Origin of the sequence: Brevibacillus laterosporus LMG 15441, assembly GCF_000219535.2 — a bacterium.
Classification (GTDB): domain Bacteria; phylum Bacillota; class Bacilli; order Brevibacillales; family Brevibacillaceae; genus Brevibacillus_B; species Brevibacillus_B halotolerans.
Genome location: NZ_CP007806.1, coordinates 5004076 through 5019607, shown reverse-complemented (window position 1 = coordinate 5019607; position 15532 = coordinate 5004076). Strand labels below are relative to the sequence as shown.

At 41.0% G+C, this 15532-nt stretch carries 15 protein-coding genes; 4 read left to right on the top strand and 11 right to left on the bottom strand.

Features of this window, described 5'->3' with window-relative positions; all coding sequences use genetic code 11:
* Positions 1-63: 63 nt before the first annotated feature.
* The 4 genes from BRLA_RS22125 (at position 64) to BRLA_RS22110 (ending at position 3661) form a co-directional block, all read left to right on the top strand.
* Entirely contained in the window at positions 64-717 is a 654-nt protein-coding gene (locus tag BRLA_RS22125) for an amino acid ABC transporter permease (RefSeq protein ID WP_003334084.1), read from the top strand.
* Positions 718-731: 14 nt separating this feature from the next.
* Positions 732-1382 carry an amino acid ABC transporter permease gene (locus BRLA_RS22120; RefSeq protein ID WP_003334085.1) on the top strand — a complete coding sequence of 217 codons (651 nt, stop codon included), beginning with the start codon at positions 732-734 and terminating at the stop codon, positions 1380-1382.
* A 78-nt stretch (positions 1383-1460) separates the two neighbouring features.
* Complete coding sequence (locus tag BRLA_RS22115; protein WP_041752436.1) at positions 1461-2747, top strand: ATP-binding protein; 1287 nt, start codon at positions 1461-1463, stop codon at positions 2745-2747.
* Positions 2729-3661, top strand: a complete 933-nt coding sequence (locus BRLA_RS22110) for a response regulator (protein ID WP_003334088.1) — start codon at positions 2729-2731, stop codon at positions 3659-3661. The genes BRLA_RS22115 and BRLA_RS22110 overlap by 19 nt, the downstream gene beginning before the upstream one ends.
* A 52-nt stretch (positions 3662-3713) precedes the next feature.
* Here the strand turns inward: BRLA_RS22110 and BRLA_RS22105 are convergent, their stop codons facing one another.
* The 11 genes from BRLA_RS22105 to qoxA all read right to left on the bottom strand — a co-directional run bounded on the left by BRLA_RS22105 (position 3714) and on the right by qoxA (position 14853).
* Complete coding sequence (locus tag BRLA_RS22105) at positions 3714-5048, bottom strand: MFS transporter (protein WP_003334089.1); 1335 nt, start codon at positions 5046-5048, stop codon at positions 3714-3716.
* Positions 5049-5051: 3 nt separating this feature from the next.
* Positions 5052-6101, bottom strand: a complete 1050-nt coding sequence (locus tag BRLA_RS22100) for an ABC transporter substrate-binding protein (RefSeq protein ID WP_031309602.1) — start codon at positions 6099-6101, stop codon at positions 5052-5054.
* A gap of 22 nt (positions 6102-6123) precedes the next feature.
* Positions 6124-6909 (bottom strand): DUF3919 family protein, encoded by a 786-nt coding sequence (locus tag BRLA_RS22095; RefSeq protein ID WP_003334091.1) that lies wholly within the window; start codon positions 6907-6909, stop codon positions 6124-6126.
* A gap of 84 nt (positions 6910-6993) precedes the next feature.
* Positions 6994-8415, bottom strand: coding sequence for a sensor histidine kinase (locus BRLA_RS22090; protein ID WP_003334092.1), 1422 nt, complete (start codon positions 8413-8415; stop codon positions 6994-6996).
* An 8-nt stretch (positions 8416-8423) separates the two neighbouring features.
* The gene (locus tag BRLA_RS22085) at positions 8424-9095 is read right to left on the bottom strand and encodes a response regulator transcription factor (protein ID WP_003334093.1); all 672 of its coding nucleotides are present in this window, start codon (positions 9093-9095) and stop codon (positions 8424-8426) included.
* Positions 9096-9213: 118 nt separating this feature from the next.
* A complete protein-coding gene (gene manA, locus BRLA_RS22080; protein WP_003334094.1) occupies positions 9214-10164 on the bottom strand; it encodes a mannose-6-phosphate isomerase, class I in 951 nt (316 codons plus the stop codon).
* A gap of 452 nt (positions 10165-10616) precedes the next feature.
* Positions 10617-10793, bottom strand: a complete 177-nt coding sequence (locus BRLA_RS24420; protein WP_003334095.1) for a hypothetical protein — start codon at positions 10791-10793, stop codon at positions 10617-10619.
* A gap of 247 nt (positions 10794-11040) precedes the next feature.
* Positions 11041-11325 (bottom strand): cytochrome aa3 quinol oxidase subunit IV, encoded by a 285-nt coding sequence (qoxD, locus tag BRLA_RS22075; protein ID WP_003334096.1) that lies wholly within the window; start codon positions 11323-11325, stop codon positions 11041-11043.
* Position 11326: 1 nt separating this feature from the next.
* Positions 11327-11923 carry a cytochrome aa3 quinol oxidase subunit III gene (qoxC, locus tag BRLA_RS22070; RefSeq protein ID WP_003334097.1) on the bottom strand — a complete coding sequence of 199 codons (597 nt, stop codon included), beginning with the start codon at positions 11921-11923 and terminating at the stop codon, positions 11327-11329.
* Positions 11920-13863, bottom strand: coding sequence for a cytochrome aa3 quinol oxidase subunit I (gene qoxB, locus BRLA_RS22065; protein ID WP_003334098.1), 1944 nt, complete (start codon positions 13861-13863; stop codon positions 11920-11922). The genes qoxC and qoxB overlap by 4 nt, the downstream gene beginning before the upstream one ends.
* A 27-nt stretch (positions 13864-13890) precedes the next feature.
* Positions 13891-14853, bottom strand: coding sequence for a cytochrome aa3 quinol oxidase subunit II (gene qoxA / locus BRLA_RS22060; protein ID WP_022586070.1), 963 nt, complete (start codon positions 14851-14853; stop codon positions 13891-13893).
* Positions 14854-15532: the final 679 nt, after the last annotated feature.

Here is a 15532-nt window from a genome sequence, read left to right as displayed (position 1 = left end):
ATGGGCGTCCTCCCTACCGCTCATTCCTTTATGTCATGAAGATAAAGGGGGATTACAGCAAAGATGATCGATTTTTCTATTCTTTTAGAGCACTCCGATCTATTTATAGAAGGCTTTGGAAATACGCTTAAAGCGAGTGTGCTGGCATTAGCGGGAAGCTTGTTATTAGGGACAATTATTGCCGTTTTTTGTATTGCACCAGTACGCCCACTAAATTGGATAGGGGTAGCATATGTAGAATTTATTCGAAATATTCCTCTCCTTCTGGTTGTGTTTTTATTTTTTGTGGGGTTACCTGCATTGGGAATTGTATTAAAACCGTTTCTGGCTGGTACGCTGGGGCTTACAGTCTACACAGCGGCGTTTATTGCCGAAACGATACGCGCAGGGATCATGGCTATACCTAAGGGGCAGAGTGAGGCAGCGCGTTCGTCAGGCCTTACTTACGTACAAACCATGCGCTACATTATCTTGCCGCAGGCGTTTAAAGTTGTAATTCCACCCATGGGGAATCAATTTATCAATCTAGTGAAAAATTCCTCGATACTTGGGGTGATTGCTGGCCTTGATTTAATGTATTTTGGTGATCTGATATCGGCCGAGACCTTTGTTACATTTGATGTTTATATATTTGTTGCTATTTTTTATCTCATGATAACTCTGCCGCTAAGCTTCCTCGTAGGATATCTGGAGCGACGCTTGGCGAGCCATAAATAAAGGGGAGGGCATATATGGATTTTATCGGAGCATACTCTCCTCAGTATCTTGTCTTTTTGGTAGAAGGCTTTGGGGTTACGCTCAAAGTAGCATTCATTTCGATTGTCTTGAGCTTTGCTATTGCGATTATGATCGGAACCATGCGATATGCTCGGATTCCTGTTGTGTCACAGGCGCTTGCTACGGTGGTTGAGCTTATTCGTAATTTGCCGCTTCTGTTAATCATTTTTTTCACGTATTTTGCCTTGCCAGAGGTTGGCTTAAAGCTGGATAAGGTAGCAGCGGCTATTTTAGCACTGGTAATTTTTGAAGCGGCTATGCTGTCTGAAATTGTTCGCAGCGGTTTGCATTCAGTTGATAGGGGGCAGATAGAAGCGGCACGTTCATCCGGTCTATCTTATATGCAAACACTTTGGCATGTGGTGCTTCCGCAAGCTCTGCGTAAAATGGTTCCGCCTATTGTAAGTCAATTTATCTCCTTACTTAAGGATACATCGCTTGCAGTTGTTATTGCGCTGCCAGAATTAATGAATCATGCCCAAATTATTAACGGCCGAAACGTTAATTATGTGATACCAACCTTTTTGATGGTGGCGATGATGTATTTTGTAGTGAATTACAGCTTGTCACGAGTCTCTAAACGCTTAGAAAATAAACATATATAAAGGAAATGGTTTTGCACATCTCTTTTTCCTAGTAAAATAGGGGAAAGAGATTTTTCTTTTTTTAGAAAAGGAGGTTTTATGCGCGAACGTCTTCTGTTATTGCTGATAATTATGCTAGCAACCGCCTTTTTTGGAGAGATGAAAGTGAATCCATTTGGAGGGACGTTTCGGTTTTCGTTAGGGATTGCTGCCTTCTTCTTCGGGTTATTGTGGTTCCAGTCAGTGCCAGTATTGCTGATTGGATTGTTAACGGGTGCGTTTACTATGTGGTTTCGGGTAGGCTTGGACATTGTGGCATACGGGACAGTCTGGCAAGAAAGCTTGTTCATTCATTTGCCCTCCGTCTTTTATTATTGTAGCTTCACGTTATTGTTTCAGATAGTGAGCGCCCGCCGCTATGTAGAATCTCCGGTACTGTTAGGGCTGATAGGCGCTACGATAGACTGTGCTTCAAATTTAGTAGAGCTGTGGGTACGTGAGATAAGTGGAGTAGCTCCTGCCAGTTGGGGAGAAAGTATATTGGTGCTTTTGTTCTTTGGAGCCCTGCGCAGCTTCTTTGCGGTGGGTCTATATAATAGTTTTTCCATTCGCCAAGTACGAGCGGTAGGGGAAGTTAGACAGCAGGAGCTGGAACGGCTACGAATGATTAACACCGGTTTGTATGAGGAAACCTTTTACCTGCGTAAATCGATGACGCAATTGGAGGAAATTACCAGAGAGAGCTATCAATTATATCGACAGCTTTTATCGTCAGAAAATACTGAATCATCAAGAGCCTTACACATAGCGGAGCATGTGCATGAGGTAAAAAAGGATTCTCAACGCATGCTGGCTGGATTATTAAAAATTATTAATCAAAAGGAATTAGCGCCTCAGCTATCCATATCGGAATTATGTGGATTAGTTATACGCGCAAATCAGAAATATGCCGAAATGATGGGAAAGAGGATACAGTTCACCGGGAAGTGCGATGTTAATCTGTCCACTAGTCAAATTTATGAGCTACTCTCTGTGTTAAATAATCTGGTAGCCAATGCAGTAGAGGCCATTCCTATTGAAGGAAAAATTGAGCTTTCAGTGGGTTTTGATAAGAGAGAAATTATTTTTCATGTTAGGGACAATGGGGCGGGTATTTTGCAGGAAGATCGGGAATGGGTGTTTGAACTAGGCTATACCACAAAGTATGACAGAGAAGGAAAGCCCTCTACAGGCATAGGCCTTACGCATGCAAAAGGCATCATACATAGCTTGGATGGTACACTCAGGATCATGCATGAATCAGAACCAATCACACATTTTGAGGTGAGAATACCAACCGATCAGTTGCTAAGAGAGGAGGGGGGCTTATGCTTCGGTTTTTCCTAATTGAAGATGATGCTGTTGTACGTAGGATGCTGGAGAGACTGATTCATGAAAGCAAGCTAGGGGAAATCATTGGACAAGCAAGCGATGGTATCCATGTTTCGATTGACCAGTTATATGGTGTAGACGTTGTTTTAATTGACTTATTAATGCCAGGGATGGATGGCATACAGACGATTAAAAAGCTTCAAGGGGAGGGCTTTACCGGTAAATTTATCATGGTATCGCAGGTAGAAAATAAGGAAATGATCGGGGAAGCGTACTTACAAGGAATAGATACCTTTATTCAAAAGCCGATTAATAAGCTTGAGGTGCTTTCCGTATTAAAACGGGTAGCCGACCATCTCTCATTGGAAGCATCCTTACAATCTATTCGCAAATCGCTTCAGATATTGGATATTAAGGGGAAGGAACAGCTTAATCAGGGGTATCAAGGCTTTCATGCGCCACGTCTGGGAACGTTTGAACAGAACCATCTGGAACAAAGTGCCCGCCAGCTCTTACTACAGCTAGGAATTGCAGGTGAGGCAGGGGCACGTGATCTTTTTGCCATGATTCAATGGCTGGCTACGGAAGAACGTGGGGGGCATTTATTGCGGGATATGCAGCTAAAGGAGCTGTATGCCCGGGTATTGCAAAGAATGTCTAATAAAATAGATGAGCAGGTACTTGTAAAGGAAGTTCGAGCTATGGAGCAACGGATTCGCCGAATGGTGCTACAAGCCTTTACACATTTATCCTCGTTAGGCTTAACCGATTATGCGAATCCTACATTTGAACATTTTGCTCCTCGCTTATTTGATTTCAAAGAGGTGAGGTTGCGAATGAAGGAGCTTGAGGCCGGCGAAAAAACTACGAAATGTCGCATAAATGTAAGGAAGTTTTTATCTGTATTTTTTATGGAAGCAAAAAAATGAGGGATGTCTCCATCATAAGAGACATCCCTCATTCTTTATTTTTAAACCGCTGTTATGCTAGTTTTTCTTTTTGCTTCTTTTGTCCCATTTGAATAAGGATTAGGAAGGCACTAGCTGCAACACCGCCAGCTAGCATTAGCATGAAGCCACCATCCCAGCCAGAAGCATCAACTAAAAATCCGATTACGGCATTAGCTACGAAGCTACCGCCTACATAACCGAACAATCCTGTCATACCTACTGCTGTACCTACAGCGAACTTTGGTACGAAGTCGATAGCGGATAGCCCGATTAAAAATTGTGGTACATAGATCAAACAACCGATAACAGATACCGCAATACTGATTGCTAGTACGTTGGAAGATTTCCAATATACCAATGTTGCAAGTACAACGCCTACCATACTAATGATACATAATGGCATACGATTACCTTTAAACACACGGTCGCTCAACCAACCAACAAGTAGGGAGCTTGGGATCGCAGCCCATTCAAATGCAAGATATGCCATATGGGATTGTGCTTGCGTAAAGCTTTTTACATCTGTTAGGTATAGAGGAACCCAGTTCAATACACCGAAGCGAATCAAGTAAACAAATGCGTTAGCAAAGCAGAGGAACCACACAAATTTGTTTTTCACAACATATTTCATCAAGATCTCTTTAGGAGATAGATCAGTACCATTTGATTCATCTTTTACATCATCATAATCGTTACGATACTCGTCAATTGGCGGAAGTCCGCAAGATTGAGGCGTATCTTTACCGCAGAACCATACAAAAATCGCAATAAGAATAGCTAGAGCTGCTGGGAAGATGTATACACCTGCTTGCCAGAATTGTGTACCGAAAATACCTAGACCCACACCAACGATTGGAGCGATGATACCGCCACCAATATTATGAGAGCAATTCCAGATACCCATTTTTGTTCCGCGTTCTTTCTTGGAGAACCACTTTGCCATTACGATACTGCATGGAGGAGCCCCCATACCTTGGAACATACCATTCATGAACAATAAAACGATAAACAGACCAAAGCTAGAAGTGAAACCAAAGAAAATGTTAGCCAAGGCAGACAGTACTAAACCAAAAGCAATAAAGCGTTGTGTATGAGCCTTGTCTGCCAGGTTACCCATAAAGAATTTACTTACACCATAGGTAATAGCCATAACAGAGCTTAATAGACCGATTTGAGTTGTAGTAAAACCAAAGTCACTTTTTAAGTAGGTTGTAGAAAGTGCGAAGTTACTACGAACTAAATAATAACCAGCATAACCGATGAAAATTCCGATCAATGTACGGATACGGAAGATCTTGTACATTTTAGCGATCATATGTTCAGGTAGACGAGGTGCGGCTGGAGCTTGCTTTAACCATCCAAACATGAATCATTCTCCTTGAGGTTGTTTTGTATCTCGTAATTTGTTCCAAAGTTTGATGATGGTATCATGCCATTTCATAGACTCATGAATCTGTATAACATCCATATTCAACCTATTCATCTTTTCTTGTTGTACGGTAGGAATCCCATATGATACACGTTCTAATACCTTTGCTGCTTGTTTGGACAACGAATAATCAATAAATAAATCAGCAACAAGTCCGTTTGGTGCATGCTTAATCTTAGAGAGAGCATTGACAGCTAATCCTGTATCTTCAGGGACAATGCTGATCAGTGGGAAGCCGGCTTCGCGTAGCTTTCGCTGATCCCCCAGAAAGTTAATTCCAATGAGATACTCTCCAGAACTTACTAACTGTGCCGGCATGTAGCCGTTTACAGTTAGAGCAGCTATATTTGGATGTAAACGTGTAATATAGTCGATTGCCTGCTTTTCACCTAATGTTTCAAATAAGGATAAAATAAATGTGTAGGCCGTGCCGGAGAAATTAGGGTTGGACATCACGATTTGGTTCTTATAAGCAGGATGCAACAAATCGGCCCATTTTGTTGGAAATGATAATCCTAACGGTTCAATCTCTTTGTGCCAGCGGTCTGCGTTAATAGCTATAGATAACTGTTCGATCTCATAGCCATACCAGTAACCATCCTCATCCTTTGTTTCTGCGGGAATGTGGGAGCCGTTCTTGCTGATAACGGGCTCTGACAGCTTCTCATTTTTCATTGTGATATGAGCGTCGACCGTGCCGCCGATAACTAAATCAGCTTGAGGGTTATTTTTCTCCTGTGCAACCCGGCGCAGAATATCTTCTGTAGATAAACGCATGAATTCATACGTGCAGCCGGTTTCTTGGCAAAAGGATGATAGCAAAGCATTTCCTACTTCTTCACGAGAAGCAACATAGGCAACAAGGTGATGACCTTTTAAACGAGGAATCCCATGTTTATCATAGGTAATAGGATTCACTTCTTTGGAACAACTAACAAGTAATAAGGAACAAATACTTAACAGCAAGAAAAAGAATAAACGTTTCGTCATCATAGATCAGCCTTTACTTTCTTTATAAGAGTTCTGCTAAACGCCCAGTCATATAGATGGAATTCCCATTATCATCGCCTAAATACTGAACAATAAAGTATTTCTCATAAACGATAAAAGTAAGAATATCGTTACGGTCATTCCTTTTCTGTTTGCCATTCTTATAGACGGTGATGATGCCGAGCGGCTGCTGTTTCTGGAAGGTGAGCTGCTTAATTTCGGACGTATCCTTAATTTCGTACGCTTGCTTTAGTTTTTCAATCAAGAAAACCTTTTCATGAATGCGTTTACCGGAATCGGCCACCGTTTTTTTGACAAAAACGTCCTTAGCCTTTTGGGTAAACTCTGCAAACTGGTTCGATGAATAAAACAAGCGAAGCAGATGTGTCCGAAAAGCAGATAAAATGGGAGTATCATACTTCTGGCCATACGTTAGCTCATCGAAGGTAAAAGCATTTTCTAACTGAAATCTATGCTCAACCCCATTAAGATAACGGATCTTGCCAGAGAACATGGTTACTCTCTTATCTCCTGAAACAACGAGCGGATCATTTTCTTTTTTAATAAGATCAATGTAAGAAATGATTGAGTATAGCAAAACCTCATCAGTAATGTTTACGACTCCCCATTTTTCGTGGTGTATCATCGCTTCCACGGGCAAGGAATCGCTTACTTTTTTCAACACTTCATTCTGATCTTCTATCACGACTACTTTCCGATAGAGACTTTCTTGCAGGGAGTAGCCAACGGAAGATAAGAGTATAAGCATGATGATGAAAAGCAAAGCTGGTCTTAATATTTTTTTCATGTTTCTTGCTCTCCTCATAAGATAACCAACGATTATTTCGGAATTACATCTCAATTGTTTCGTAAATGTATTATTTAAGCGGTTTCACTTAGCAATATGTTCCAATCCAGCGGGGGTAGGGAAAAGTAAACGTACGGTTGTACCGGTTATTTCATCAGAAGCAATATCCATGCTACCACCCTGTTTTTTCATAAGCTCCCGGCATAATAACAACCCGAAGCCATTGCCGAAACTAGACTGAAGCGATTCATTCGGTGGTGCATGCTTAATTTGGTCAAGCATTTCCTCACTGATTCCAATGCCATCATCGTGTATAACAAGGGTTAAGCTATGTTCAGCGATTTCCACATGAAACTCAAGGAAGGATGCATCACTATATTTAATCGCATTGTCTAATAGGTTTAAAAAAATCTGCTTTGTTTTATCTTGATCAGCTACTATTTTTGCAGATTCGACATGATTGTAAATCGTGATCTTGTATTTATTTAATCGTGGTTGGACACTAAAGACAGCTTCTTTTAAAATCGGTTGAATATCACATATCGTAGGTGAGACGTTAAATGGACTGTTTCCATATTTAGAGGTTTTCAGCAATTCTTCTACCAATGCAAGTAGGCGTTCGCTTTCGATAGAAATGTGCCTTAGACAATCCTTTACGTCTTGTTTATTTTCTAATCGGGGAATTAAATTGGCGTATCCCATAATGGCAGTCAGCGGCGTTTTTAATTCATGAGTGACCCGATCTAAAAAATCCTTTTGTTTTACCTTTTCCTCTTGAAGCTGAGTTATGTGCAGTTCAATGGCATGGGCCATCACATTAAACGATTGGGAAAGCTGTTTAATCTCTTCATAATCCTGTAGTTCGATTTTGCATTGGTACTTTCCATTGGCTAATTGCTGGGCCATGTCGCGTAATTTCTCAATCGGTCTGCTCAAAGAAATGGCAAATCTATGGGCAAAGAGTGCTACAGCAACAAACATGAGAATACAAGAAATCATAAATGTTTTATTGAAGTTGCTAATTAATAAGTCTTCTTGCTCAAGCTCATGAATAAAGCGAACAACACCAATCACTTTTCCGTGTACGTAAATCGGACTAGAGAATAGCAACAGGGGTGCTGATGTGGATTTTTCTATCATGTATGCTTTTTTCCCATCTAAAGCTTGAACGATATCGAGGTTTAAATTGGGAAAAGCCGTTCGTTTTGTATCAGCTAGTACCTCACTATTTATACCGATGATTTGTGTACGAGTACCTAAGCGTTTAGACAAATAAGAAGCGATTAGAGGGGCACCATTTTGCAAAGTCACAGTGGCCTCCGATTTTTCCCGCTCAACATAATTAATGCTATAGATTTGAGCTTCAACGCTTAACTTTTGAAAAGAAGTTACTGCATTTGTAAAAACATTTTTCTGTAACGTAACAATCAAGACAACGTACAAGAGGAGCATGACAGGAATTAAAATAGCCAGGATCGTTACATTTAAGTTTTTTTTAAGTGTCATACTCTCACCTAACAATCAATTTTATAGCCTACACCATATACGGTTTTAATTTTATCTCCGTATGAACCTAGTTTTTTGCGCAAGCGTTGGATCATGATATCGACGGCACGTGTATTGTCTGGATATTCGAACTTCCAAACCTTCATTAGAAGGTCATCTCGGGTAAATACGCGTTGTCTATTTTTTAGTAACAAAAACAACAAATCATATTCTCTGTACGTTAGGGTTATTTCTTTTCCGTCAAGAAATACTTTTCGCTCGTTCGGATGGATGAGAAAGCGATCAATTTTCAGATTATCCGGGTCCGGCTTCTCTTTCATTTTTTCCATACGTCGTTCAATGATTTTAATCCGAAGTAGAAGCTCCGTACTATGAAAGGGCTTGGTGATATAATCATCAGCACCAAGCTGCAAGCCTAATAATTTATCATTAATTTGCCCTTTAGCCGTTAGCATAATGATGGGAATATCGCTATCCTTCTCACGGAATTCCCGCAATAGTTGATAGCCATCTATGTCAGGGAGCATGACATCTAAGATAATCATGTCTGGTTGTTGCTCCCATTGAGCTAAAGCCTCTTCTCCATTAGCTGCCACTAGCACCTGATGACCCTCTATTTCTAATGTCAGGCGTATTAGATTTTGTAAACTATTTTCATCGTCCACAACTAATACCTTCATAGCAATCTCCTCTCCAGTGAAAGGTAGGCAAGAATTCACTAGTAGTATTGTGTCAATAAGAGCCAAAAAGTAGCCTAGTTATTCTACAGGCTACTTTTTGCTTCATGTATTTCTTTATTTATGGGTGTGAAACCATTACTTCTAAGGAGCCAGTCAGCTTATATGTCCCAAATTGAGCTGGAAGGATGAAGTGGTCCCCTTTCTTTAATGCAAAGGATTGCCCATCCTTTTCAAGGGTACCTGTACCCGCTAACACGCTTACTAATAAGAAAGCTTGATCCTGTTCAAAGGTAGCCGTACCACTGATTTCCCATTTGTATACAGAGAAGAATTCATTTGTTACGTACGTCGTGATGGTAGCATCGCCGTTTTTTTGTACCGTAATGGTTGGGTTTGTATCAACATGTGGTGCAGTGGTTACGTCAATTGCTTTCTTTAGGTGTAGATCGCGTTTTTTCCCCTGATCATCCACACGATCATAGTCATATACACGATAAGTAGTGTCAGAGCTTTGTTGTGTTTCTAGCACCAGCGTTCCTTGGCACAGGGCATGAATTGTTCCACTAGGGACATAGAAGAAATCACCCGGCTTGATTTTTACTTTACGCAAGAAATCAGACCATTTACCGCCCATGATCATCTCTTCTACTTCTGCCTTTGATTTTGCGTTATGCCCAAATACTAGCTCAGCATCCTCGTCACAATCAATGATGTACCAGCATTCTGTCTTTCCATATTCCCCATTCTCGTGCTTATGAGCGTATTCATCATTAGGGTGTACTTGGACCGATAAATCATCATTGGCATCAAGAATTTTGGTCAACAGTGGGAACTTTTCGCTTTGATGGTGGTCAAACAATTCTTTATTGTTTTCCCAGAGGTCTGCTAATGTTTTTCCCTGATGAGGACCGTTTAGCACGACACACATACCGTTTGGATGGGCAGAAATGGCCCAGCATTCACCGGTTTTATCAGAAGGAATATCGTATGGAAAACGATCACGTAAGGCGGTTCCGCCCCAAATGCGTTCTTGAAAAACAGGTTGTAAAAATAGCGGCTGTATATTCATTATGTTCATCCTTTTCGCTAACATATCGTATTTGTTGAGCTAAATAACAGTCTTCATTATACAAAAAAAATATAAAGGAACAACCTTATTTTAAGGAAATGTAGGTAAGTTATCATAGGTAATCCTATCCTGTGGGGGAAATCAATAGAGAAAAAACAACACCTCGTAGACTTTAGCGTCTGCTAGGTGCTGTTTTGATAGATAAGCAAGTCAAAAATGTTCAACCATATTTGATTATGTAGAAATAGGTAACACTGCTTTAGCCATATCCGTAAATTCTACAGCCACGTACATGCTCAAAAATTGCGATATGCTGCGATTGATTTTAAGGAGTCTGGTTCGTTTAAGGAAAGTAGGAATGAAGAAACGCGTTTTGCCATTGGCGCCATTTCTTGAGTTTTTTCACCAGATAGTTTGATAGCTTTATCGAATCCTCTCCAGTTAGCGGTAATTCAAAAGGAAAATGTACCTTCCTTACTTTTATGTATACCATCCTTTGATAGGGTGGCACCTGCTGTTTGCTCTTCTTTTATTGCAATGTGCCCGACTGAAGGAGATGTATGATGAGAGCAACCCAAGGCTAGTATGACAAGTAGAAGTGCCATGGCACCCAGTAAAAGCTTTCTCATGATTGCAGTGTCCCCCTGATTATCTCTTGTATCTCTACACATAAGTATAGGGGGAGGGCGAGATGAATAGGTTTCAAAAAGGTTACAAAGAGACCTGAGGGAAAACCATTGAAACAAAAGCCCTTTTCATGGGAGCAGCTTGTTCCTCTAGCGTTTCTTTACGCAAAAAAGGCCAGCGTACAGAATTTGATTATTTCTGTACGCTGACCCGGTAAGCTAGCACCTATTTATACTACGTAGGGAAAAATTAGTATCCCCAAATCATTGTGAATAAAGTACCGAAAATGGTGACTAAGCCTACAAATAGGGCGTAACCAACATTCAGATACAGCGAGTTTGCTGTTGAGTTTTCTTCATTGATATGCATGAAGACAAACAACTGCAAGGACGCTTGAATAATAGCACATACCGACAGGATGGTCATTCCTACTACTGGTGACATGTCCCAAAAGACGACGGCTAAGGCAACCAGAGAAAGGATGAGGGAAAAGATATATCCCATGACGTGACGAATCGGGAATAGCTGTTTCATATTACATCAATCCTTTCAAGTAGACAAAGCTGAAGATAAAGATCCAGACAACGTCAAGGAAGTGCCAGTATAGGGAGAAGATGAAAGTCTTGTTTGCGGTTATCTCATTAATACCTTCACGCTTCATCTGCATAATGATTCCCATTCCCCATAATAGACCAAAGGTAACGTGCGCTCCATGTGTGCCTAACAGAACAAATAAGCTTGATAGAAAGGCACTGGTTTGCAGAGTAGCACCTTCATTAACGTAAGTGATAAACTCAAAAATCTCAACACCTAGGAAGCCTAATCCTAGTAAAAGAGTAATGAGCAAAAAGACTAATGTAGGCTTTTTAAAACCAAGACGCATGCTGTGAATAGCTAGTCCACAAACGAAACTACTGGTTAACAGGAGGATCGTTTCAATCATAACGCCTTTTAGCTCAAAAAGATGAGAGGCTGTAGGGCCGTGACCTGTACGTTGCCACAAAGTAAAATATACAGCAAATAGGGTAGAGAACAGTACGATCTCGGCACCTAAGAATAGCCAGAATCCCAAAATCTTTAATTGATTCTCTTCCGTACGATATTCAAGCGGAAGGGATTTATCTATTTTCATACACGATCACCCCGCAATCTTTCCTCAGTCTCGATGATTTCCTTAACGGGAATGTGTTTGCCATGATCTCGTTCAAACGAGCGAACAGCTAGCATGACGATGACCAGAATTCCTGAGATAATCGCAGGAGTCCACCAGCTAAATACTAGGAAGAATCCAAAGAAGAAGAAGATTATACCAAGAATAAACGGTTGCCCGCTGTTATTTGGCATGTGAATCGGTTCAATTTTATCCGTAAACATCGGTAGATTTTTTTGTTTTGCAAACCAGAAGGCGTCACGACCAGTGTGATTAGGCATCACTGCAAAGTTGTACTCAGGTACAGGACTGTGTGTGCTCCATTCTAGCGTACGTCCACCCCATGGGTCTCCGTTTACATCGCGCGGACTGTAACGGCAGCTCCAATAGATGTTGTAAACCAATAAGATAAAGCCAAGCGTTAAACCAATAGACCCGATGGTAGCAATCAGATTGAGCGGACCAAAGCCGGTTCCAGCAGAGTATGTGTACATACGACGTGTCATACCATTCAATCCTAGGAAGAATAGAGGCAGGAATGTCGCGTTAAAGGAAACAGCAATAACCCAGAAGCTGATTTTACCTAGACGTTCATTCAATTTAAAACCAAAGACTTTCGGGAACCAGTAGTACATACCGGCAATAACCGCAAACACCGTACCAGGAATCAACACATAATGGAAGTGAGCTACTAGGAACATGGTGTTGTGGTATTGGTAGTCAGCACTAGCCATCGCAAGCATAACACCTGTTACCCCACCAATCGTAAAGATCGGGATAAAGGCTAGTGAATAAAGCATTGGTGTCGTAAATTCAATCCGACCCTTACGCAGTGTGAAGAGCCAGTTGAATATTTTTACCCCTGTCGGGACTGCTATGGCCATTGTGGTGATCGAGAAGAATCCATTCACCGCACTGCCGTGACCCATTGTATAGAAATGGTGAGCCCAAACTACGAAAGAAAGCAAGGAAATAGCTACCATACTGACAACCATGGAAGTATATCCATAAAGGTTCTTTTTCGAGAAAGTAGCGATGATTTCGCTATAGATACCGAACGCAGGCAGAACAACGATATATACCTCAGGGTGACCCCAAATCCAGAACAGGTTGGCCCATAGCATATCCATACCGCCGTTAGCCATTGTAAAGAACTGACTATCAAATAGACGATCAAACATCATTAGTGCCAACGCTACTGTTAAGACAGGGAAGGCAAACATGATGATCACGCAAGTAATAAGAACAGACCATGTAAACATTGGTATGTGCATCATTTTCATACCAGGAGCACGCATTTTTAAAATGGTTGCAGTAAAGTTAACACCGGTCATCAGTGTACCAATACCCGCAATTTGTAAAGCAATGGAGTAGTAGTTGTTACCTACTGTAGGACTGAATTCTTTACTTGCCAACGGGAAGTAAGCAGTCCATCCAGCGTCAGGCGATCCACCAATAACAAAGGAGATGTTAAATAGCATCGCACCTGCGAAAAACAGCCAGAAGCTAACGGCATTAAGACGCGGGAATGCTACGTCTCTCGCACCGATTTGAAGAGGAATAACCACGTTCATGAGTCCAATGATAAACGGCATCGCCATAAAGAGGATCATGATAATACCGTGTGTTGTAAAGACCTCATTGTAATGCTGCGAATTTAAGAAGGTATTATCAGGTACAGCTAGCTGAATACGCATCATTACAGCATCTACGCCACCGCGGAATAGCATGAGTAGAGCGGCAATGATGTACATAACACCGATTTTTTTATGGTCAACTGTAGTGAGCCATTCTCTCCACAAGTAGCCCCATTTTTTAAAGTAGGTTAAACCGCCAATGATAGCGATCGTGGCAAGCACAATACTTGCCATAGCGCCATAGATCATCGGCTCACCTGTAACGAAAAATTCGTCCCATTTCATAACCGATTTGACTCCTTTCTGAGCTAGTTATTTCTTATGCTGGTCGTGATTCATTTCGGAATGCTCGGAGTGTTCGGAAGAAGAATCAGAATGCCCAGAGTGCTCAGAAGTAGAGTGTGGCTCCGATTCAGTTGTTGTTCCGCCTCCATGATTATGACCACCATGGGCACCCTCAGGCGCTGGTCTAAATGATAAGTGTGTGGAAGAATACGTTTTTCTTCCTACATGCTCCATGTCAAGCACGCTATCAAATTCAGGCTCTGTCAATTCAGGAGCCGTTTTCTTTACTTCATCCACCCATTTTGAATAATCAGCAGGTGACATTGCTAGAACTTCAAATTCCATTTGTGCAAAGCCTCTACCGGAGAAGTTAGAGTTTTTACCCATGAACGAACCCGGATGATCAGCGGCAAAATGCAATTTGGTAACCATGTCGGACATCGCATATTTTTGACCACCAAGCTGTGGAATCCAGAAGCTCGTGATTGGTCCATACGAATACAGACGGAATTCGATCGGACGGTTTGTCGGGATGTTCAGGTAGTTAACCGTCTCAATGTTTTCCTCAGGATAACTAAAATGCCATTTCCAGTTAGAAGACGAAGCATAGATGATCATTGGCTTCTGATCGTCATAGCCGGCTGGCTTGTTTTCCACTTGATCCAGTGTTTTGACAGTAATAACTGATAAAATCACTACAATGACAATTGGAATGGCTGTCCATGCAATTTCTAATAGCTTACTACCTTCCTCGTGAGGAGGTACATAGCCCTCGTTCGCTTTGGTAGCGCGATATTTCACTAGCATGTAAACAAACAAAACATAAACTACAAATAATACACCAGCCATAACCCACATAGAAAAAATAATGGTGTCCGATTGTATTTTGGCAACAGGTCCTTTTGGATCAAGTACCATTAATGGCTCACAACCGGATAATAAAAGAGCAAGACAAAAAAACATGAAAAGAAACGACCCTTTGTGTCTCATAAGTGACCCCTTTCTCTGAGATGTGTATTAGTCGAAGGAAGACGGGAAATTTCTGCCCCTAGGTGAAAGTCGTTTACCAGTGTTCTATGAGATTACTTTCAATACGAAACCACATATAAAAATAGGGTTCCTAGCGATATGAATAGACTTCATTTATACGGAATGTTAAATTGAACGCCTTAAACGTAAGGAAGGATTACTACAGGTGAGGCATACGCCATGTAGAATTAGTTGTGGTTTGTTGTTAAGTATGCAATGAATCATGGTTGACCTCCTAGGGTGTGAAATCAGTGATGATTGAAAACAAGAAGCCTCATGCAATAACCATATTGGGATATTGCACAAATGTTAAAAATAACAGTATAGAATCATTTTTAAGTTAATTCAATACGGTTTTTTTGTAGAAACAGTTTTGTGCAAAATACCTCATTTGAAGCTCTAACAATTTTGGCAAAATGTTAGACAATCTGCTTATGAGCATATAAAAAATAATTTTAATATGTTCCCATCTACCTCGAAAAAGTAAAAGCGCTTACTGCCCAACCTTCATTTTATGCTTTCTTGCCTAAATGGCAAGCACCTGATTGTGGTAGAGATGGGGCTATTACACATTGGATGTTAAAAAAATCACAAATTCGCCACGAATTGTATCAATTTGATGTCATTTTTGGCATTTTTG